Source organism: Dongia sp. agr-C8, assembly GCF_054658695.1.
The window spans coordinates 1006682-1026270 of the sequence record NZ_BAAGHZ010000002.1; the positions used below are offsets into that span (position 1 = coordinate 1006682).

The 19589-nt window shown below is 65.4% G+C and carries 22 protein-coding genes and 1 riboswitch; of the genes, 7 read left to right on the forward strand and 15 right to left on the reverse strand.

All coding sequences use genetic code 11. The features are described 5' to 3' along the window. Positions 1-4: 4 nt before the first annotated feature. The gene (gene lepB, locus ACYQ4T_RS12330; protein WP_459854332.1) at positions 5-850 is read right to left on the reverse strand and encodes a signal peptidase I; all 846 of its coding nucleotides are present in this window, start codon (positions 848-850) and stop codon (positions 5-7) included. Between the two features lie 160 nt (positions 851-1010). Then, a riboswitch (Fluoride riboswitch) is annotated at positions 1011-1102 on the forward strand. 98 nt (positions 1103-1200) lie between these two features. On the opposite strand from lepB, the gene crcB reads away from it, so the two are divergent. Both crcB and ACYQ4T_RS12340 read left to right on the forward strand, forming a co-directional pair. Continuing rightward, positions 1201-1596 carry a fluoride efflux transporter CrcB gene (gene crcB, locus ACYQ4T_RS12335; RefSeq protein WP_459854334.1) on the forward strand — a complete coding sequence of 132 codons (396 nt, stop codon included), beginning with the start codon at positions 1201-1203 and terminating at the stop codon, positions 1594-1596. 95 nt (positions 1597-1691) lie between these two features. After that, entirely contained in the window at positions 1692-2054 is a 363-nt protein-coding gene (locus ACYQ4T_RS12340) for a hypothetical protein (RefSeq protein WP_459854337.1), read from the forward strand. Positions 2055-2210: 156 nt separating this feature from the next. On the opposite strand, the gene ACYQ4T_RS12345 is transcribed toward ACYQ4T_RS12340, so the two are convergent. The 6 genes from ACYQ4T_RS12345 to folK all read right to left on the reverse strand — a co-directional run bounded on the left by ACYQ4T_RS12345 (position 2211) and on the right by folK (position 7694). Beyond that, a complete protein-coding gene (locus tag ACYQ4T_RS12345; RefSeq protein WP_459854339.1) occupies positions 2211-2495 on the reverse strand; it encodes a GIY-YIG nuclease family protein in 285 nt (94 codons plus the stop codon). Positions 2496-2671: 176 nt separating this feature from the next. Further along, positions 2672-3070 (reverse strand): holo-ACP synthase, encoded by a 399-nt coding sequence (acpS, locus tag ACYQ4T_RS12350; protein WP_459854342.1) that lies wholly within the window; start codon positions 3068-3070, stop codon positions 2672-2674. Between the two features lie 6 nt (positions 3071-3076). Further along, the gene (locus ACYQ4T_RS12355; protein WP_459854345.1) at positions 3077-4063 is read right to left on the reverse strand and encodes an aldo/keto reductase; all 987 of its coding nucleotides are present in this window, start codon (positions 4061-4063) and stop codon (positions 3077-3079) included. A gap of 259 nt (positions 4064-4322) precedes the next feature. Next, positions 4323-6473: a RelA/SpoT family protein gene (locus tag ACYQ4T_RS12360; RefSeq protein WP_459855184.1), complete on the reverse strand. Its 2151-nt coding sequence runs from the start codon at positions 6471-6473 to the stop codon at positions 4323-4325. Between the two features lie 199 nt (positions 6474-6672). Beyond that, positions 6673-7068 (reverse strand): DNA-directed RNA polymerase subunit omega, encoded by a 396-nt coding sequence (gene rpoZ, locus ACYQ4T_RS12365; RefSeq protein ID WP_395022415.1) that lies wholly within the window; start codon positions 7066-7068, stop codon positions 6673-6675. A gap of 116 nt (positions 7069-7184) precedes the next feature. Beyond that, positions 7185-7694 (reverse strand): 2-amino-4-hydroxy-6-hydroxymethyldihydropteridine diphosphokinase, encoded by a 510-nt coding sequence (gene folK, locus ACYQ4T_RS12370; RefSeq protein WP_459854347.1) that lies wholly within the window; start codon positions 7692-7694, stop codon positions 7185-7187. A 127-nt stretch (positions 7695-7821) separates the two neighbouring features. Between folK and ACYQ4T_RS12375 the strand changes: the two genes are divergently transcribed. Together ACYQ4T_RS12375 and ACYQ4T_RS12380 are read left to right on the forward strand one after the other, a co-directional pair. After that, the gene (locus ACYQ4T_RS12375; RefSeq protein ID WP_459854350.1) at positions 7822-8427 is read left to right on the forward strand and encodes a LabA-like NYN domain-containing protein; all 606 of its coding nucleotides are present in this window, start codon (positions 7822-7824) and stop codon (positions 8425-8427) included. A gap of 5 nt (positions 8428-8432) precedes the next feature. Further along, on the forward strand, positions 8433-9059 hold the full coding sequence (locus ACYQ4T_RS12380; protein ID WP_459854352.1) for a uracil-DNA glycosylase: 627 nt from the start codon (positions 8433-8435) through the stop codon (positions 9057-9059). Positions 9060-9184: 125 nt separating this feature from the next. Here ACYQ4T_RS12380 and ACYQ4T_RS12385 read toward each other — a convergent pair whose 3' ends face one another. From ACYQ4T_RS12385 to dapA, 3 genes are all read right to left on the reverse strand, one after another. Beyond that, positions 9185-9577 carry a RidA family protein gene (locus tag ACYQ4T_RS12385; RefSeq protein ID WP_459854354.1) on the reverse strand — a complete coding sequence of 131 codons (393 nt, stop codon included), beginning with the start codon at positions 9575-9577 and terminating at the stop codon, positions 9185-9187. A 114-nt stretch (positions 9578-9691) separates the two neighbouring features. Beyond that, entirely contained in the window at positions 9692-10171 is a 480-nt protein-coding gene (smpB, locus tag ACYQ4T_RS12390; RefSeq protein WP_395022411.1) for an SsrA-binding protein SmpB, read from the reverse strand. A gap of 43 nt (positions 10172-10214) precedes the next feature. Then, positions 10215-11093, reverse strand: coding sequence for a 4-hydroxy-tetrahydrodipicolinate synthase (gene dapA / locus ACYQ4T_RS12395; protein ID WP_459854356.1), 879 nt, complete (start codon positions 11091-11093; stop codon positions 10215-10217). Positions 11094-11343: 250 nt separating this feature from the next. Here dapA and ACYQ4T_RS12400 point away from each other — a divergent pair, with 250 nt between their 5' ends. Together ACYQ4T_RS12400 and ACYQ4T_RS12405 are read left to right on the forward strand one after the other, a co-directional pair. Beyond that, entirely contained in the window at positions 11344-13323 is a 1980-nt protein-coding gene (locus ACYQ4T_RS12400) for a lytic transglycosylase domain-containing protein (RefSeq protein ID WP_459854359.1), read from the forward strand. Positions 13324-13445: 122 nt separating this feature from the next. Next, positions 13446-14465 (forward strand): threonine ammonia-lyase, encoded by a 1020-nt coding sequence (locus ACYQ4T_RS12405; RefSeq protein WP_459854362.1) that lies wholly within the window; start codon positions 13446-13448, stop codon positions 14463-14465. 87 nt (positions 14466-14552) lie between these two features. Here the strand turns inward: ACYQ4T_RS12405 and ACYQ4T_RS12410 are convergent, their stop codons facing one another. From ACYQ4T_RS12410 to ACYQ4T_RS12425, 4 genes are all read right to left on the reverse strand, one after another. Beyond that, a complete protein-coding gene (locus ACYQ4T_RS12410) occupies positions 14553-15065 on the reverse strand; it encodes a bactofilin family protein (RefSeq protein WP_459854364.1) in 513 nt (170 codons plus the stop codon). Then, entirely contained in the window at positions 15049-16611 is a 1563-nt protein-coding gene (locus ACYQ4T_RS12415; RefSeq protein ID WP_459854367.1) for a peptidoglycan DD-metalloendopeptidase family protein, read from the reverse strand. The genes ACYQ4T_RS12410 and ACYQ4T_RS12415 overlap by 17 nt, the downstream gene beginning before the upstream one ends. 295 nt (positions 16612-16906) lie before the next feature. After that, positions 16907-17380, reverse strand: a complete 474-nt coding sequence (locus ACYQ4T_RS12420; RefSeq protein WP_459854369.1) for a hypothetical protein — start codon at positions 17378-17380, stop codon at positions 16907-16909. Positions 17381-17438: 58 nt separating this feature from the next. Beyond that, entirely contained in the window at positions 17439-17690 is a 252-nt protein-coding gene (locus tag ACYQ4T_RS12425) for a hypothetical protein (RefSeq protein ID WP_459854371.1), read from the reverse strand. Positions 17691-17891: 201 nt separating this feature from the next. On the opposite strand from ACYQ4T_RS12425, the gene ACYQ4T_RS12430 reads away from it, so the two are divergent. Beyond that, complete coding sequence (locus ACYQ4T_RS12430) at positions 17892-18584, forward strand: LexA family transcriptional regulator (RefSeq protein ID WP_459854373.1); 693 nt, start codon at positions 17892-17894, stop codon at positions 18582-18584. 24 nt (positions 18585-18608) lie between these two features. Here the strand turns inward: ACYQ4T_RS12430 and acuI are convergent, their stop codons facing one another. Further along, positions 18609-19589, reverse strand: coding sequence for an acrylyl-CoA reductase (NADPH) (acuI, locus tag ACYQ4T_RS12435; RefSeq protein WP_459854376.1), 981 nt, complete (start codon positions 19587-19589; stop codon positions 18609-18611).

Genomic DNA, 19589 nt, shown 5'->3' on the forward strand with positions numbered 1-19589 from the left:
AAACTCAGTCGATGAAATTCAGGAGACGCTGCCAGCGGAGCGCGGTCACCCAGGTGATCGGGTTGCTGAGCTTGAACGTGTCGTCGTAGGACCAGAACAGGATCTTGGCCGGGCCGATCAGGTTCTGCGCCGGCACGAAACCGACCTTGTCGAGCAGGGCGGGATCGGCGATCTCGGTCGCCTGGATCTTGTTGAGGATCTCCTCGGGCGAGCCGTTCTCGAAGTAGATCCTCTCCCAGGACCCCGGGCGGCTGTCGTTAGAGTTGTCGCGGTTGTCGCCCATCATGAAGAACTCGCCCTTGGGCACGACATAGACCGGCGTGTTGTCGTAGCGCCCGGCGTCGCCCTGGGTCTCGATGATCTGGTGCGTGACGCCGCCGGGCAGCGTCTCCATGTACTGCGCCACCGGGCGGCCGACCTGGTCGTCCGGCGTGGTGTACTGGAAGTCGGCGATGCGCTCGCGCTTCACCGCCTCGCCGTTGATGTAGAGCACGCCCTGCTTCATCTGGATGCGGTCGCCGGGCAGGCCGATCACACGCTTGATGAAATCGGTGTCGGGTTCGCCGGGCGGGCGGAACACGACGACGTCGCCGCGCTTCGGGTCATCCGCCCAGACCCGCCCCTCGAACGGCGCCAGCCCCCAGGGGAAGGAATACTTGCTGTAGCCGTAGGCGGTCTTCGAGACGAAGAGATAGTCGCCGATCAGCAGGGTCGGAATCATCGAGCCCGAGGGGATGTTGAACGGCTCGAAGGCGAAGGTCCGGACACCGATCGCGATCACGATGGCCCAGAACAAGGTCTTCAAGAGCTCCCAGATCTCGCGGAGACTCCCGGACTCAGGTTTCGCCATAACTTGTTGTTTCCGTTCCGGTTTTTCCATGCGCCCTGGTTCCCGCGGCGTTCCGGCGGATCAAGCCATCCGACCGGTGGAAAGTCAAGCCGAGCGCGGCGGGCCGCCCGGCGGCGGGGACAGGGCCGCTTTGACAGGGCCACATGGCTCCGTTAGCTTGCGCGGCGATGGGGATGGAGTCCCCCGGGCGGCCCACGCTAAGCCGCCGAACCGCCGCGACAGGATGTAGCGGCTGATGGCTCCTACCGGGCGAGCGCACGGTGGGAGTCTGTCCGAAATCCCCCACCTGCCCTCGTTCATGCCGCGAAATTGCCGCCGCGTTTCCGCGCGGCGGGTGAGAGGAGTTTGGAATGCTCTATGTGATCGTCTTCATCGGTGCGGGCATCGGCGGCATGCTGCGACATGGCGCGAACACGCTCGGCTTGCGGCTGGCGGGCGCGGATTTCCCCTATGCCACCATGACCGTCAACATCCTGGGCTCGCTGGCGATGGGGTTGATCGCCGGCTACTTCGCCTTCCGCGGCGGCGAGGGCGTGTTCGGGTCGATGAGCCAGCACTGGCGGCTCTTCCTCACCACCGGCGTGCTCGGCGGCTTCACCACCTTCTCCGCCTTCTCGCTGGATTTCGCGACGCTCTGGGAAGGCGGCGCGACGGGCGGTGCGGCGGCCTATCTCCTGCTGTCGGTCCTGGGCTCGCTGGTCGCGATCTTCGCGGCGCTGGCCGTCGCGCGATCGGTCTGGGGCTAGCCCCCTAGCCCCCTAGCCCCTTGGTCCAAATTGTGCGGTCCGGGGGGCGGTGCCAACGTTTGCCCATCCAAGGCACCGCACCACAGGGGGAAGAGATGCAGGATCTCCGCAAGGCCTTTCTGTCCGCGACCATCGCCGCGGCGATCGCCGCCCTCGCCGCGCCGGCCTCGGCGCAGATGCTGGCGCCCTGGTTCAAGGACTCCGTCGGCATGAGCGACGAGGACATGACGCAGATGAAGGGCGCGCTGCAGGCGGCGGTGGACCAGAAGAAGGCCGGCGCCACGGCGGATTGGAGCTCCGCCAGCGGCCGCGCCGGCCGTGTCGAGGTGCTGGAGCTGTTCGAGAAGAACGGCATGGAATGCCAGACCGTGAAGCACAGCTTCACCGCCGGCGGCGGCAAGACCTTCACCCTGCCGCTGTGCAAGGTCGCCGACGGCAGCTGGAAGATCGCGTTCTGAGGGCGTCGCCAGATCGGAGCCTTGACGTTCTCTCGCTCGTCATCCCGGCGCTAGGCGCCGGGATCCACGCCTTGGGCATTTGCTCGGAAGAAGGCGTGGATCCCGGGACCAAGTCCCGGCATGACGGCGTAGTAGCGGTGAGGGTGAGCCATTGCGTCAGAGGATTTGGTCGTAGAGATCCTTCCAGTGGGGATTCATGGACTCGATCAGTCGGATCTTGCGCGCACGGGTCCAGTTCTTGATCGTCTTCTCGCGGTAGATCGCTGCTTCAATGCGGTCGTGGGGCTCGGCATAAACGAGCATCTTCAAGCCATATTTCTTGGTGAAGCCGGGCACAGCGCCGGTCTTGTGTTCCCAGGCCCGCGCTGCCATGCGCGCAGTCACACCGACGTAGAGCGTGCCGTTGCGTTTGTTGGTCATGATGTAGACCCAGCCCGACATGACTGGATCGTCGCGCTGCGAACGTGATGTGTCCAGGTCATACTCGGAGGCGCAATAGACTCCGTCATCCCGGGACTTGGTCCCGGGATCCACGCCTTCCTATCGTGCGTCACCCAAGGCGTGGATCCCGGCGCCTAGCGCCGGGATGACGGCAGAGTATGCTGAGACAGCGCGTGTTAGGCCGGATTGGCCGAGATGATCACGATCACGTAGGCCATCTCCTCCTCGTCCGTGATGGACACGTCGATCTGCGGGACCATGCCGGGAGGGGTGATGGTTTTGAGGCGCTCCAATGCGCCGCCGGTCAGGGCCATGGTCGGCTTGCCGCTGGGCAGATTTACGACACCCATATCCTTCCAGAAGATGCCGGCGCGGAAGCCCGTGCCGAGCGCTTTCGAGCACGCCTCCTTCGCCGCGTAGCGTTTCGCATAGGAGGCGGCGCGGTTGGCGCGGCGGTCGGATTTCGCCTGCTCGACCGGCGTGAAGATCCGCTGGATGAACTTGTCGCCGAAGCGCGCGATGGTCTTCTCGATGCGCCGGATGTCGATGATGTCATTGCCGATGCCGATGATCATGGGCAATCACCAGCGGTGATGCACGAGCGGGCGGATGTCGGCGTCGTAGACCTCGCGCACCGCCACCATCTGCTCTTTGGTCAGCGCCGGAAGATCACCGGCGGCGGCGTTGCTCTCGGCCTGCACCACGTTCTTGGCGCCGGGGATCGCGACGGTGACGGCGTCATGCATCAGGATCCAGCGCAGGGCCCAGGCGGCCATCGCGGTGCCGCCGGGGACGAGCGGACGCAGCTTCTCGACCGCGGCCAGGCCGACGTCATAGGGCACGCCGGAGAAAGTCTCGCCGACGTCGAAGGCTTTGCCATGGATGTTGTAGTTGCGGTGGTCGTCCTGGCCGAATTTGGTGTCGGGCTTCATCTTGCCGGTGAGCAAGCCGCTGGCCAGCGGCACGCGGGCGATGATCGCGACGTTTTTCTGCTTGGCGAGGTCGAAGAGTTTGTCGATCGGCTTCTGCCGCAGCATGTTGAAGATGATCTGGATGCTGACGATCGGATAGTCCATCGCCTTCACCGCCTCGTCCACATCCTGGACGCTGACGCCGTAGTATTTGAGCTTGCCGGCCTGCACCAGCTTCTCGAGCCCGTCGAACAAGGCCGCGTTGGCATAGACCGGGGTCGGCGGGCAATGCAGCTGCAGCACGTCGAGGGCGTCGACTTCCAGGTTCTTCAGCGACTGCTCGACGAAGCCGGTGATAGCGGGGACCGTGTAGCCCTCGGCGACATGCGGGCTGAGCTTGCGGCCGGCCTTGGTGGCGACGACGATGTCCTTCTTGCCGCCGCGGCTCTTGAGCACCCTGGCGATGAGCTTCTCGGAGCGGCCCATGCCGTAGACGTCGGCGGTGTCGATGAAGTTGACGCCCTTGTCCAACGCGGCGTTGAGCGCCGCCTCGGCGTCCTGGTCGGACACCGCGCCCCAATCCGCGCCGATCGCCCAGGCGCCGAAGCCGATCGGGTTGACCTGCCAGCCGGTGCGGCTAAAGGGGCGTGGGTGCATGGTGGGGGTTCCTTTGTGCCGTGTGCGTTGAGTTTGCGCCGGGCCAGAGTCTTCGACCCCTCACCCTGACCCTCTCCCGCTAGGGGAGAGGGGATTCTATTGGCTGTGTCGCCTGACGGCTACCCTGTCCCACACCATGTATGAAGGGAGTTTGCTTTCATAGGCCGCAGCTACGAGATCCCCCTCTCCCCCTGCGGGAGAGGGCCCCGTCCGCGAATGCGGACATTCGTCCGGGGGGGTGAGGGGTCTGTCCGTAGAATCAACCCCGGGCGCGTTCGACCGAGTTGATGTTGGGGGTGGCGCGGAGGGCGGCGATCATGTGGGTGAGGTGCTTTACGTCCTTCACCTCGACGTCGATCAGGATCTCGAAGAAGTCGGTCGAGCGGTTGACGATCTTCAGGTTCATGATATTGCCGTTGTTCTTGCCGATCACCGTCGTGAGGGACCCCAACGAACCCAGTTGATTCGCGATCACCACGTTGAGGCGGCCGGTGTGGAAGCTGTCGTCGCCGTCGTTGTCCTTCTCCCATGAGACGTCGATCCAGCGCTCCGGCGTATCGGCGAAGCCTTCCAGGGTCTCGCAGTCGATGGTGTGGATGGTGACGCCCTTGCCGGTGGTGACGATGCCGACGATGCGGTCGCCGGGCAGCGGATGGCAGCAGCCGGCGAAATGCACCGCCATGCCGGGGATCAAGCCGCGGATCGGCAGCGCGAAGGCGCCGCCTTTCGCCTTCTGGCGCTGGCGGCCGATCGGCACCACCTTTTCCGGCGGCGCCACCGGCGTGCGCGAGCCGGGGAAGACCGCGACCATGACCTCGCGGGCGGTGACCAGGCCCTCACCCACCTGGGCGATCAGGTCGTCGGCGGCGTCGGCCTTGAACTTCTTCAGCACGCCGTCGATCGCCTTGTCGGAATATTCGTAGCCGCCGTGCTGGAATTCCTTGGAGAGCAGCGCCCGGCCCAGCTCGACATACTGGTTGCGCTGCTGGGTGCGGATGAAGCGGCGGATGCAGGCGCGGGCCTTGCCGGTGACGACGAAGCGTTCCCAGGTCGGCGAGGGCGTCTGCGCCCGCGAGGTCACGATCTCGACCTGGTCGCCGTTGGTCAGCACGGTGCGCAAGGGCACGATGCGGCCGTTGATCTTGGCGCCGACGCAGCGGTCGCCAATCTCGGAGTGGACCGCATAGGCGAAATCGACCGGGCAGGCGCCGCGCGGCAGGGCGATCAGATCGCCCTTCGGCGAGAAGCAGAACACCTGGTCCTGGAACATCTCGAGCTTGGTGTGCTCGAGGAATTCTTCCGGGCCGGACGCGTGCTCCAGGATGTCCAGCAGCTCGCGCAGCCAGCGGTATTGCCGGCCGTCGATCTTCTCCAGGCCCTGCTTGTAGCCCCAATGCGCCGCGACGCCCATCTCGGCGACCTCGTGCATCTGGCGGGTGCGGATCTGCACCTCGATCCTGAGGCGGTGCGGGCCGATGATGCCGGTGTGCAGCGACTGGTAGTCGTTCGGCTTCGGCGTCGAGATGAAGTCCTTGAAGCGGCCCGGGATCATCGAATAGCTGCTGTGCAGCACGCCCAAGGCCTGGTAGCAGGTCGGCACGTCCTCGACCATGACGCGGAAGGCCATGATGTCCGAGAGCTGCTCGAACTCGACCTGCTTCTTCTGCATCTTGCGCCAGATCGAGTAAGGCGTCTTTTCGCGCCCCGACACGGTGCAGGCGACGCCCTGCTCCTTCAGCACCTTCTCGAGCTCGGCCACCACCTTGTTGCTCAAGTCGGTGCCCTGCTCGCGCAGGAACTGCAGCCGCTGGGTGATCGACTGGTAGGCGTCGGGATTGACCTCGGCGAAGGCGAGGTTCTCCAGCTCGTCTTTGAGCTGGTGCATGCCCATGCGCTCGGCAAGCGGGGCATAGATCTCCATGGTCTCGACGGCGATCCGCCGGCGCTTCTCCGGCGCCTTGATGAAGTGCAGCGTCTGCATGTTGTGCAGGCGGTCGGCCAGCTTCACCAGCAGCACGCGGATGTCGTTCGACATCGCCAGCACCAGCTTGCGGAAATTCTCCGCATGCTTGGTGTTGTCGGACTGCAATTCGAGACGGGAAAGCTTGGTGACGCCGTCCACCAGCCGCCCGATCTCGGCGCCGAACAGCTCCTCGATCTCCTCGAGCGTCGCCTCGGTATCCTCGACGGTGTCGTGCAGCAGGCCGGTGACGATCGAGGCGGTGTCGAGCTTCAACCGCGTCAGGATCTCGGCGACGCCGAGCGGGTGGGAGAAATAGGGATCGCCGGAAGCGCGGGACTGCGAGCCATGCGCCTTCATCGAAAAAACATAGGCGCGGTTGAGGGTGTCCTCATCCGCGCCTGGATCGTAGGCTTTCACTCGTTCGACCAGCTCGAACTGACGAATCATCGACACTTCAGCACCAAACTCCCGAGGGGTGGTTTCCACCCCAGTCGCGTCACTCGCATCCCGTTGCGAAACGCCGAGAGCCTGGTCAGCAGCACGCTTCGATCGCCCATTCCCTCCAGTGATCGATCCGCCTACAAGCGATCCCAGTGCCTCGCCGAACCGGCGAAGCCCGCGAGGCTTGCGCCTCGCCTCGTCCCGCTCAGTCCTCTGTGCCCTCGGCCTCGGCGGCATCTTCGAACTCGCCGTCGATCGCCATGTCGGCGTCCTCGGCATCCTCTTCGGAGATCTGGGCCTGCTGCATTTCCGCCAGCATGTCCTCGCCGGCGCCGACGCCGAAGCCCTGGCCTTCCTCTTCCGGCTCGTCGTTCTCGACATGCTTCTGCAGGCCGGTCACGACCGATTCAGAGAGCGAGGCAATGTTCACGGTCTCGTCGGCGATCTCGCGCAGGGCCACGACCGGGTTCTTGTCGTTGTCGCGCTCAAGGGTGAGCTGCGCACCGGCGGAAATCTCCCGCGCGCGCTGCGCCGCGACCATCACCAGGTCGAAGCGGTTGGGAACCTTCATGACGCAATCTTCAACTGTAACGCGTGCCATTCCAGACAATCTCCAAGAACGAAGCCAAGTTGTTGTAACGAATATATTGTTTATGAACGCGCGAGTCCAGTTGCGCGGGCGGGGTCAGGCCATGCAGCGCGCGCAAGGCGCCGGATTCAGGGCGCCAGGCGGCGGATCCGCTGGGCTTCCGGCAATGATTCCAACAATTCAGCCGGTGTAAGGCCGCTGACCGGGTGGCGCCAGCGGGGTGCGATGTCCCGCAGGGGCATGAGCACGAAGGCGCGATCGGCGAGGCGCGGATGCGGCAGCAGGGGCGAATCCGGCCCTTGGCGCAAGGTCCCGCGATGGTCCAGCAGGTCGAGATCCAGCACCCTGGGCTCGTTGCGGATGTTGCGGACCCGGCCGAAGGCATTTTCAACCGAATGCAGCAAGGCGAGGACATGCTCGGGCGGCAGCTCGGTCGCCACCTCGATCACGGCATTGAGGTACCAGGGCTGGTCCGAGACCGGCACGGGTTCTGATTCGTAGAGCGGCGAGCGCGCGACGATCGTGAGGCCGCGCGCTTCCAATACACGCATCGCCGCCTCGAGCGCCGCGCGCGGCGAGCCGTGTTCGGGGCTCGGCAGATTGGCGCCGAGGCCGATATAGACGCCAGCCTTGGACATATCGAACCCGTATCGATGGTGCCAAAATCGCGGTTGAAATGCGCAACCGGCGTGATTTTACTAGGTCGCACGCCGCTCATAAGCGGCGGCCGATACTTAAAGCGATTTCCTGGGAAGGACAATTCATATGACGACGCGTTTTTATCCGGAGGAGCGCGTGGCGCTCTTCATCGACGGCGCCAATCTGCATGCCGCAGCCCGGGCGCTCGGCTTCGACATCGACTACAAGCGGCTGCTGAAATACTTCCAGGAGCAATGCCGGCTCATTCGCGCCTTCTACTACACGGCGCTGATCGAGGACCAGGAATACTCGCCGTTGCGGCCGCTGGTGGACTGGCTGGATTACAACGGCTTCACCATGGTGACCAAGCCGACCAAGGAATTCACCGACGCTTCCGGCCGGCGCAAGATCAAGGGCAACATGGACATCGAGCTGGCGATCGACGTGCTGGAGATGTCGGACAAGCTCGACCACGTGGTGCTGTTCTCCGGCGACGGCGATTTCCGCCGGCTGGTCGAGGCGGTGCAGCGCCGCGGCGTGCGGGTCTCGGTGGTCTCGACCGTGAAATCGCAGCCGCCGATGGTGGCGGACGAATTGCGCCGGCAAGCGGATGTGTTCGTCGAGCTCACGGAGCTGATGCCTGAAATCGCCCGGCAGCATGCGGCGAAGCCGCAAGGCAATGACGCGAGGAGCCCGGCTCCAGAGCCTGCGACCGAGGATCGTGGCGCCTGAAGACCGTGGAGCCGGACGCCGATTGCCCACTCTGCCCGCGGCTGAAGGATTTCCGCGACGCCAACCGTGCGGCCTTGCCGGATTACTTCAACGCGCCGGTGCCCTGCTTCGGGCCGCATGACGCGAAGCTGCTGATCGTCGGCCTGGCGCCCGGCCTGCACGGCGCCAACCGGACGGGGCGGCCCTTCACCGGCGACTGGGCCGGCGATCTCCTGTTCGCGACCTTGCTGAAGCTGGGGCTTGCCACCGGCAGCTACGAGGAGCGGCCGGACGATACGCTGCAGCTGGTGAACTGCCGGATCGTGAATTCGGTGCGCTGCGTGCCGCCGCAGAACAAGCCGCTGCCGGTCGAGATCACCACCTGCAACCAGTTCCTCAAACCGGAGATCCTGGCCTCAAACGCCAAGGTGATGCTGGCCCTGGGCGCCATTGCGCATGACGCGGCGCTGAAGGCGCTGGGCGAGAAGAAGAGCCGCTTCAAGTTCGCGCATGCGGCGACGCATATGCTGAATTGCGGCCTCACCCTGGTCGATAGCTATCACTGCTCGCGCTACAACACGAATACCGGCGTGCTGACGCCGGCGATGTTCGAGAACGCTATTTCGATAGCCAAAGCAGCGGCGGGTCTCTGAAGACTATCTCCGTCATCCCGGGACTTGGTCCCGGGATCCACGCCTTCCTTTCTTCACGCCGCCAAGGCGTGGATCCCGGCGCCTAGCGCCGGGATGACGGTGGAGTGTGGCGGCAGGTTCGAGACTCAGGGCGCGACCGCGGTGAGATTCATCGTGAGCCGCACGCCGGGCTTCGGGAGTTCGGCGACCCCGATCACCGTGCGCGCGGGGCGGTGCGCGCCCATCATTTCGACATAGGCCACGTTCATCGCCTCGAAGTCCGCCATCTCCAGCAGGAAGATATTGATGTGCAGCACGTGATCGAGATCCGATCCCACGGATTGCAGCATCACGCGGAAGGAGTTCAGGATCTGCCGCGTCTGCGCGGCGACGTCGGGACCGGCGAGCTGGCCGGTCGCCGGATCGACGCCGGCGGTGCCGCCGATGGTGATGAACTGCCCGACCTTGGCGATGTGGCTGTAGGGGCCGATCGGGGTCGGCGTGCCGGGCGGCGTCGAGGTTTCGACTTTGGTTGGCATCGCAAGGCCCTCCCCAACAACGTCATGCCCGGCTTGACCCGGGCATCTCTCTCCAGTGTGCGCACTCGGCACGAGATCCGCGGGTCAAGCCCGCGGATGACGGTTCAAAAAAAATCAGTCGCCGCGGCTGCGGGTCTTCAGCAGCTTGTGCTGGTCGCGTTTCCAGTCGCGTTCCTTCTCGGTGGCGCGTTTGTCGACCTTCTTCTTCCCGTGGGCGAGGCCGAGCTGCATTTTCGCGATGCCGCGCTCGTTGAAATAGATCGATAGCGGGATCAGGGTCATGCCCTGGCGCTCGGTCTGGCCGTGCAGCTTCTTGATCTCGCGGTGCTTCAGCAGAAGCTTCCGCGGCCGCCGCGGCTCGTGGTTGAAGCGGTTGGCGGATTCGTATTCCGGGAAATAGGCGTTGTAGAGCCAGATCTCGCCATCCTTCTCGGTGGCGAAGGCCTCGTTGATGCTGACGCGCCCGAGGCGCAAGGACTTCACCTCGGTGCCGGTCAGCACCATGCCGGCATCGAGGGTGTCCTCGATGAAGAAGTCGTGCCGCGCCTTGCGGTTCTGCGCGGCGAAGCGGTCTTTGGAAGTGTCGCGGGCCATCTTGGGTTCAAGACATACAGCGGGGGCATGAAATAAGCAGCCCCTACTGTCCGATCAAGCCCACTTTCTTCATCGCCGCCTCGACCTTGGCGCGGCTGGATTCCGCGATCGGCGCCAGCGGCAGGCGCAGCTCCGAGGTGCCGTGGCCGAGCAGCGACATGGCGAATTTGACCGGGCCCGGGCTGGTCTCGCAGAACATCGCGTCGTTCAAGGGCATCAGCTTCTCGTTGATCGACATCGCGGTGTCGATGTCGCCCTTGCGCCAGGCGGCGTGCATTTCCGAGGTCAGCTTGGGCGCGGCGTTGGAGGTGACCGAGATGCAGCCATGGCCGCCCTGGATCAGGAACGGCAAGGCGGTCGCGTCCTCGCCGCTCAATTGGCAGAAGTCCTTGCCGATCGCGATGCGGGTGCGGATCGGCCGGGCGAGATCCGCGGTCGCGTCCTTGACGCCGACCACGCGCTCCAGTTTCGCGCAGCGCGCCATGGTGTCGACCGACATGTCGACCGCCGAGCGCGGCGGCACGTTGTAGATCACGATCGGGATGTTGGTCGCGTCGTGGATCGCCTTGAAGTGCTGAAACTGCCCTTCGGGCGTCGGCTTGTTGTAATAGGGCAGCACGATGAGGGCCGCGTCGGCGCCGGCCTTCTCCGCATGCTTGGTGAGGTCGATCGCCTCGTCGGTCGAGTTGGAGCCGGTGCCGGCGATCACCGGGACTTTGCCCTTGGCGACCTCGATGCAGAGCTCGACCACGCGCTTGTGCTCGTCATGGGTGAGGGTCGGGCTTTCGCCGGTGGTGCCGCAGGGGACGACGCCGTTGATGCCCTCGGCGATCTGCCAGGCGACGAATTTCTGGAAGGCTTGCTCGTCCACCGCGCCGTTCTTGAACGGTGTCATCAAAGCCGTGATCGATCCCTTGAACATCCTGCCCTCGCCGCGTCCGCGCGTTTCTTTGTTAACCCAGTCTACACCATGGCCCGGGTTCAATAAGGCGTTGAACCGGCGGGTTTCGGCGCGCGGCGAACATATCGGGCAAGAACCGAACCTGCAAGTCGCCGGGAAACCCGGCGATTCGCCGGAGATGCAATTTGAGAAAACCGTTCTAAACGACTATAATGCCACGGGAATCTTTCTGAGCCCGAGTCGCGGTTTCGGGCAGATATCGGGGTGCGCCGTGCGGCGGGTTGGTCTTGTTCTGCTGGTCTTGCTGGGCTGGAGCCTTGTTTCGAGCGCTGCGCGCGCCGACGCGGGCGGCCTCAGCAGCAGCGACATCGCGATCTACAAGCAGGCCTTCGCCGCCGTTTCCAAGGATCGCTGGGGCGAGGCGATGGCGATCGCGCAGAAGGCCAAGAACCCGCTGCCGCGCAAGGTGATCCTCTGGCTCAATCTCTCCCGGCCGGGTCCGGGCCGCTCCTTCGACGAGATCTCCGCCTTCATGGGCAAGAATCCGAAATGGCCGCGCATGGGCGCGCTGCAGGCGCAGGCCGAGCGCGCCATGCCGGAGGGCTATCCGGCGAAATCGGTGATCGCCTGGTTCAAGGGCCGCGAGCCGCTGACGCCGGAAGGCGCAACGCGGCTGATCGCGGCACTCTCCGCCAGCGGCGCGGCCGACGCCGCGGCCAAGGTCGCCCGCGCCGCCTGGATGGATCTCGACTTCGATTCTGACGACGAGAGCGATTTCCTCGATGCCGCCGGACAATACCTGCGCCCGGCCGATCACGTGGCCCGGCTCGACCTGCTGCTCTGGGACGGCGATGAGGATGCCGCCAAGCGCATGCTCGACCGGGTCGATGACGGCTACCGCCTGGTCGCGGTCGCGCGCATGAAGCTGGCCGACGAAGCCAGCGGCGCCGAAGCGGCGCTCGCCGCGGTGCCGGCCAAGCTCAAGCTGGATCCGGGCCTGGTGTTCGAGACCGCGCGCTACTGGCGCCGGCAGGATGAATTCCAGAAGGCCGCGGCGGTGCTCGACACGCCACCGCTGAAAGCACGCAAGCCGGACAAGCTCTGGGGCGAGATCGAGAACGCGGCGCGCGACGCGCTGGACGAAGGCTCGGTCTCGGTCGCCTATCGCCTCGCCGCCAGCCACGGCTCGGAGAGCGGCACCGCCTTTGCCGACGGCGAATGGCTGTCGGGCTGGATCGCGCTCCGCTTCCTGCAGGAGCCGGACACGGCGGTGCGCCACTTCTCCAATCTCTACAATGGCACCAGCTCGGTCTTCTCCAAGGCGCGCGGCGCCTATTGGGCCGGCCGCGCCGAGGAAGTCCGCAAGAACAAGAAGGCGGCGGACAAGTGGTACAAGCTCGCCTCCGGCAACCTGACCGTCTATTACGGCCAGCTCGCGGCGATGCGGCTCGGCACCAGCACGGCGCTCCGCATCAAGGTCGATCCGAAGCCGACCGCGAAGGAGACCGCCGCCTTCGACAAGCAGGAGCTGGTGCGGGTGATCCGCGCCTTGAACGCGATCGGCGTCAAGGAGCGCACCCGGCCCTTCCTGGTGCGGCTGATCCAGGACGCCGACGAGAAGCTGGCGGATTACCGCATGCTGGCGATCCTGGCGCGGCAGAGCGACCAGGACGACCTGGCGCTGATGGCGGCCAAGAACGCGCGGCAGAACGGCGCCGAGATGGCGGATTATCTCTTCCCGGTGATCTCGGTCCCGGCCGGCGGCAAGGTCGAGCCCGCCTTCGTGCTCGGCCTCATCCGCCAGGAGAGCGCCTTCAACGCCCAGGCCGTGAGCCCCGCCGGCGCCATGGGCCTGATGCAGCTGATGCCCGATACCGCCAAGCAGATGGGCAAGCAGCTGAAGGTCGCGAAGTTCAAGGATTCCCGCCTGACCTCGGACCCGCAGTTCAACATCACGCTGGGCAGGGCTTATCTCGACAAGCTGGTCGATCGCTTCGGCGGCTCCTATGTGCTGGCGACCGCGGCCTACAATGCCGGGCCGAACCGGGTGCGGCAGTGGATGGACACCTATGGCGACCCGCGCCAGGCCGACACCGACGTGGTGGACTGGATCGAGAGCATCCCCTTCGACGAGACCCGGAACTATGTGCAGCGCGTGATGGAGAACCTCCAGGTCTATCGCAGCCGTCTGACCAAGGGTCCGTCGAAACTGGCGCTGGACGACGATCTCCGGCGCGCCGCCGTCAACTGAAGCATCGCAAGCCTGCTCCGGCCGGTATTGTCGGCATACAATTGCGCGCGCGGGGACGGTTGTTGTGACCTGGTAAGCTGTGGAAGAGTATGCGCTCTTCAACGCTTGCAAGGCACGGAACCATGGACAGCTTGGAAAATTCCGCCGGCTTGGCGGTGCAGTTCGCCGATGTCGAAGCCGCCGCGAGAAGGATCGCCGGCAAGGCGGTGAAGACGCCGCTGCTGCACTATCCGCAGCTCGATGAGGCGCTGGGCTTTCGCCTGCTGGTGAAGGCGGAGACCCTGCAACGCACCGGCTCGTTCAAGTTCCGCGGCGCCTGCAACAAGCTGATGCTGGTGAAGGAGCAGAATCCCGCGGCAAAGGCGGTGGTAGCTTTCTCTTCCGGCAACCACGCGCAAGGCGTCGCGGCCGCAGCCGCGATGCTCGGCTTCCAGGCGACCATCGTGATGCCGGACGACGCGCCCCGGATCAAGATCGAGAACACCAAGGCATTGGGCGCCGAGGTCGTGCTCTACCAGCGGCACACGGAATCCCGCGAGCAGATCTCCGGCGACATTGCCGCCAGGACCGGCGCCGTGATGGTGCCGCCCTACGACGATCCCGCGATCATGGCGGGGCAAGGCACGTCGGGCCTCGAGCTCTGCGCGCAGGCTGAAGCGCTGGGGATGAAGGCGGATGTGGTGATAGCACCCGCGAGCGGCGGCGGCCTCGTCGCCGGCGTCGCCACCGCGGTGAAGCACATCTGGCCGGCGGCGCAGGTCTATGCCGCCGAGCCCACGACCTGCAACGACCTGCAGCGCTCGCTGATCGAGGGCAAGCGGGTCGCCAATGCGCCGGGCTCGGTATCGATCTGCGACGCGCTGATGTCGCCGACCCCGGGCGAGCTCACCTTCCCGGTGCATAAAGCGCTGCTCAGCGGCGGCCTCGCGGCGAGCGATGCCGATATTCTGAAGGCGATGAAATTCGCGCTGACCCGGCTGAAGCTGGTGATGGAGCCGGGCGGCGCCTCATCGCTTGCCTGCGCCCTGCTCAACCGCGAGAAATTCCGCGGGCTTACCGTCGCGGTGGTGGCGTCCGGCGGCAATGCCGATCCGGATATGCTGCGGCGGGCGCTGGAAGGCGCGGATTTCGGTCTCTCCTAAAAGCGTCATGCCCGGACTTGATCCGGGCATCTGGCTCCGCTCTGCGCAAGATCCGCGGGTCAAGCCCGCGGATGACGATTTGAGGCTTTAGTTCACCGCGGCCTTGTCGGTGGGAACCAGGGGCTCGGTGTTGCCGAGGCCGAGGACGCGGTCCTTGGGGGCGCCGGCCGGCTTGGCCAGCAGGCCCTTGTCGAGCGCCGCGGCCGCGCCCGGCGAGGAGTCGATGCGCTTGCACATGCCTTCGAGGAAGGCGCCCTGCTCGATCGACAGGCTCTTGTGCAGGATGTCGCCGGTGACGCGGGCGGTCTTCTCGAGCACCACGTTGTCGGCGCGGATCTGGCCGTTGACGATGCCGCAGATCTTCACGTTCTCGGCCTGAACCGCACCGTGGACGGTGGCGCCTTCGCCGACCGTGACGTTGCGGCTCTGGATGTCGCCTTCGACCCAGCCGTCGATCTGGATGTCGCCGCTGCAGACCATGTCGCCGTTAATCCGGAGATCCGGGCTGATGATCGAGGGCACGCTGGCCTTGGTGACCGGCTTGCTGCCGCCGTCCATCATCGAGGTGGACTGGCTCTGCTTGTTAGCCTTTGAAAACATACCGCCCTGCCTTCAAGAAGCCCATGGGATCGAGCGGCTTGCCCTCGAAGCGGACCTCGTAATGGACGTGTGCCCCCGAGCTCCGGCCTGAATTGCCGAGTTTGCCGATCGTCTGCCGATAATCCACCAAGTCCCCGACCTTTACCAGGACGGAATCGAGGTGGGCGTAAACCGTCATGATGCCGAGGCCGTGGTCGATCTCGACCACCCGCCCGTAGCTGCCGCGCCAGCCGGCAAAAACGACCCGGCCAGGAGCGGTCGCCATCACGTCGGACTTGATGGAATCCACCATGTCCAGGCCTTCATGGATGGCGGCCTCGCCGTTCAAGGGGTCGGTGCGCTCGCCGAAGCCGCTGGAGATGTAGTAGCGGTCCACCGGCGTCGAAAGCGGCAGCGAGCGCAGGATCACCTGCAGCTTCTCCCAGCGGCCGACCTCGTCGTCGAGGGTGGCGACGCTTTCCAGCAGCTTCTTCTCGTTCAGGTCCTTGGTGTCGGTCGGGGCCGGAATGAACGGACCGCCCTGCCCCAGCCCGGGCTCGGAGGTGAGGCGCAGCAGATCATCGACCTTGAGCCCGGTCATCTGCACCGTCTTCTCCATGTCGCCGAGGTTCTGCCGGGTGCGCTCGGTCAGATGACTGACAAAGCTCGCCTGGCTTTCCTGCAGGGTGGAGAGGCGCTGCTTCAAATCTTCGATGGTGCCGGCCATGTCGGTGCGGTCGGTCTGCACCAGGTTGCGCTGGGCGATCACGGTCGAGAGCGCGCGCTGGTTCTGGGCGGCCTGGCGGGTGAGGTCGAGATTGGCGACCTTGGTCTCCTCGAGCTGGCGCTGCAGGTCGGCGAGCTGGCGGTTGAGCGCGTCCTGTTTCTCGGCCTCGGCGGCGAGCTGCCCATCCAGCCGGCTCTTCGTCTCGGTCAGTTGGGCGAGGCGGGAGTTCAGCGCCAAGTTCTCGTTATGCTGGGCCGCGACCTGGCGCGCGAGCTGGTCACGGTCCTCGGTGACGCTGTCGCGCTCATCGGTCAGCGCCGTGTTCTTCTGCTGCACGTCGACCAGCTGCTTGCTCAGCGACTGGTTGCGCGCGGCGATCCGCTGCAGATCGGTGTCGAAGGAAGCGAGCTTGTCGCGCAGCGCCAGGCGCAGCTTCTCGCGCAGCGCCTGCTGCTCCTCGGGCGAGGCCGCGGTCAGGGTCCAGAAATCCTGCCCGCTGCCGGTCAGGCGGCGGCGCGCGGCGCTCTCGTCGTCGGAGAGACCGAGCAGATAGGTCTCGTCGGAGACCGCGACGGCGGCGCTCTTGGAGAACTGGTCGAAATAGCCGGTGACCTCGGTCAGCAGCCGCGTATAGGCATCGTCGGCGTTGCGCACCTCGATGTCATGGCTGCGGATCGAAAGCTGCTGGACGCTCATGCCGATCGACGCAGTGATCGCGGAGAAGCCGATGACGGTGAGCGCCACGACGGTGACAACCTGAGTTCGCGCGGTCAGCCGCAGGTAACGGATGCGGCCGTCGCTGCGCAAGATCACGTCACGCGTCGCGAAGACCGCCTGCAATTTCTCTTTTATGTGCAGGAATCTCGTTACCGGCATTTATGCAGCACCGCCCCCGTCGAACCGACTGAGTTTTCACATTAGCTTCGAACTCGAGCTCTCGACCCCTCTGTTGCCAGATTCCCTGCAGGTCGCGAGCAATTTTATTATTATTGTGCGGCTAGCTTTATATCCCCAAGCCGCATATGGCAACCCAAAATCTTGCCGGTAAGGCCTTGTGATGGGCCGGGAAACTGCCTCAATCCGGTCACAGTCCTGTGCCCCGGAATCGGGGCGCACCGGGCCGGATTTATCGCCCTCAGGGGACGACCTGGTAGGCGTATTTGATGTCGCGGCCCTCGGCGAACACGATGCAGCGCCGCTTGTTCATCTTCGCCTGGCATTCGTCGAGCGCCGTGGTCCGCGTCACGGGACTGATCTGGCAGGCATAGTTTCTACACTGCTTCACGTCGGAAGCCTGGCCATCGACCGTGATCATGAACAGGCCATAGCCGATCGCAACGTCGTTGCGCAGGTATTTGACGTAGTCCTGCCACACGCGCTGCGTCATCACCATCTTGCTGCCGGTGAAGCCCGCCGGCGGATTGGCGACACCGGTCGCCGGCGTGATCAGCGATGCGCCGGGCGTAGTCGTCAGCGCCGCGGGCGCGCCGGGCGTTTGCATGGCCTTGAAGTCGGCCGGCTTCTCCGGCTCGGTGCTCTGCGCCTCCGCCGCGGATGAGACGAGCGCGATGGCCGTCGCCGCCAGCACCGCGTGCAAGGACGCCTGCATGATCCGCAACAATGCTGCGCTTCGCTTCATCGCCCGCAATGATAGTCGATCCGCTGCCTCACGTCAGCACGCCGCAGGCGAGGAGTGCGAAGGCAAGGCTCGCCGCAACCCGCGCAACGCGTCGGCCCGCGCCGCCGACCAGGATGACTGGACCTTCGCTGCGGTCGAGGTCGAGCCGCCGCGCGAGTTCACCCGCGCTGCCCTGATAGGCGACGATCGCGCAGCGACGGAACGGCATATAGAAGGCGGGGCAGAGGGCGGTCACCGCCGGGGTGAGGTCGCGTGTCGCGACAACCAGATAGAGGCCCATGCTTCGTCCCTGTACGCCGTTGCAGCTTCCGGGGCCCCGAACCGGAAACCGAAATCCCGCCCGAAACGCGACGGGCCTCGGGTTTGTTCCCGCCACCCCGTTGTTCTACCAGAGGATTTTTATACCCGCTCCGCCAGCGGCTTTACGCATGGACACCCTGCCCGAAAAACGTATTATGCGGTGAAGATTGCAGGGCGATGCATGACGGAGATTTCGGAAGCTGCACGTCGCTTGAAGGAACTGCGCGAGCAGGCCGGGCTGACGATGCGCGCCGTCTCGGAGGCGCTGGGGTGGAGCCTCACCCGCTATCAGCATTACGAGGATCGCTACAAACGCCGCTTCCTGCCCTTCGAGCTGGCGCGCGACCTCGAGGCGATCTTCGTGCCGCATGGCGTCGAATCCGGCGCGGTGTTGGGCCTCGCCGGCATCGAGTCCGGACAGCCGGTCAACCAGCGCCGCGAGACGGCGCCGGCCCGCGCCGCCGCAACGCAAGCGCAACGCGATTTGCCGGTCATGGGGACGGTCACCATGAGCGCCACCAGGGGCGACGGCGATGGTTTCCTGTTCATCCAGGGCGAGGCCAAGGAGTTCGTCGAACGGCCCGCGAACCTGAAAGGCGTCTTCAACGCGCTGGCGCTCTACATGGACGGCGACGTGATGGAGCCGCGCTATTACGCCGGCGAGCTGCTCTATGTGAATCCGAACCGGCCCTTGACCAAGAATTGTTTCGTCGCCGTCGAGCTCGCCGACGGCCAGGGCCTGATCCGCCAATTCCTCCGCCGCAACGAGGACGAAGTCGTGCTGCGCCAGTTCAACCCGGCGAAGGACCTGCACCTGAAGGCGGGCAACGTGCGCAGGATCGTGCGGATTACCGGGGCGGCGGAAGCGGGGTGAGTTCCGTCGCGGCTTGATAAGCGGCTAAATCTCCACCACCACCCGCCCGCGGATCTTGCCGGCGAGAATCTCCGGCGCCAAGCTTGCAACGTTGTCGAGCGTGGCGGTCTGGATCGTGGACTCCAGCTTCTCCATCGGCAGGTCCTGGGCGAGACGCGACCAGGCCAGGCGGCGGCGTTCGATCGGGCACATCACGGAATCGATGCCGAGGATGTTCACGCCGCGCAGCAGGAAGGGGATCACCGTGGTCTCGAGCTTCGCGCCGCCGGCGAGGCCGCAGCTCGCCACCGAGCCATGCGTCATCACCTGCGGCAGCACGGTCGCGAGGGTCGAGCCGCCGACGGAATCGATGACACCGGCCCAGGCCTCGCTTTCGAGCGGCTTGCCGCTCGGCTTCGCGATGGTGTCGCGGGCGATGATTTCGCTAGCGCCGAGTGCCTTCAGATAATCATGCGTCTCCGCGCGGCCGGTCGAGCAGACCGTCTTGTAACCGAGCTGGCCTAGGATCGCGGTGGCGACGCTGCCGAGGCCGCCCGCGGCGCCCGTCACCAGCACCGGGCCCTTGGCCGGCGTCAGGCCATGCTCTTCGAGCGCCATCACCGCCAGCATCGCGGTGAAGCCGGCGGTGCCGATCGCCATGGCGCGGCGCGCATCGAGGCCCGCCGGGATTTTCACCAGCCAGTCGCCCTCGACCCGCGCCTTCTCGGCATAGCCGCCCCAGCGCGCCTCGCCGACCCGCCAGCCGGTCAGCACCACGGCATCGCCCGGCTTGAATTCCTTATGCGCGCTGTCGAGCACGGTGCCGGCGAAATCGACGCCGGGAATATGCGGGTATTGCCGCACCAGCCGCCCCTGCCCCAGCAGGATGAGGCCGTCCTTGTAGTTCAAGGTGGAATGCGAGACCGCGACCGTGACGTCGCCCTCCGGCAGCTTCGCCTCATCGACCTGCTGGATCGAGGATTGGACCTTGCCGTCCTTCTCTTCCAGCATCAGGGCTTTGAACAT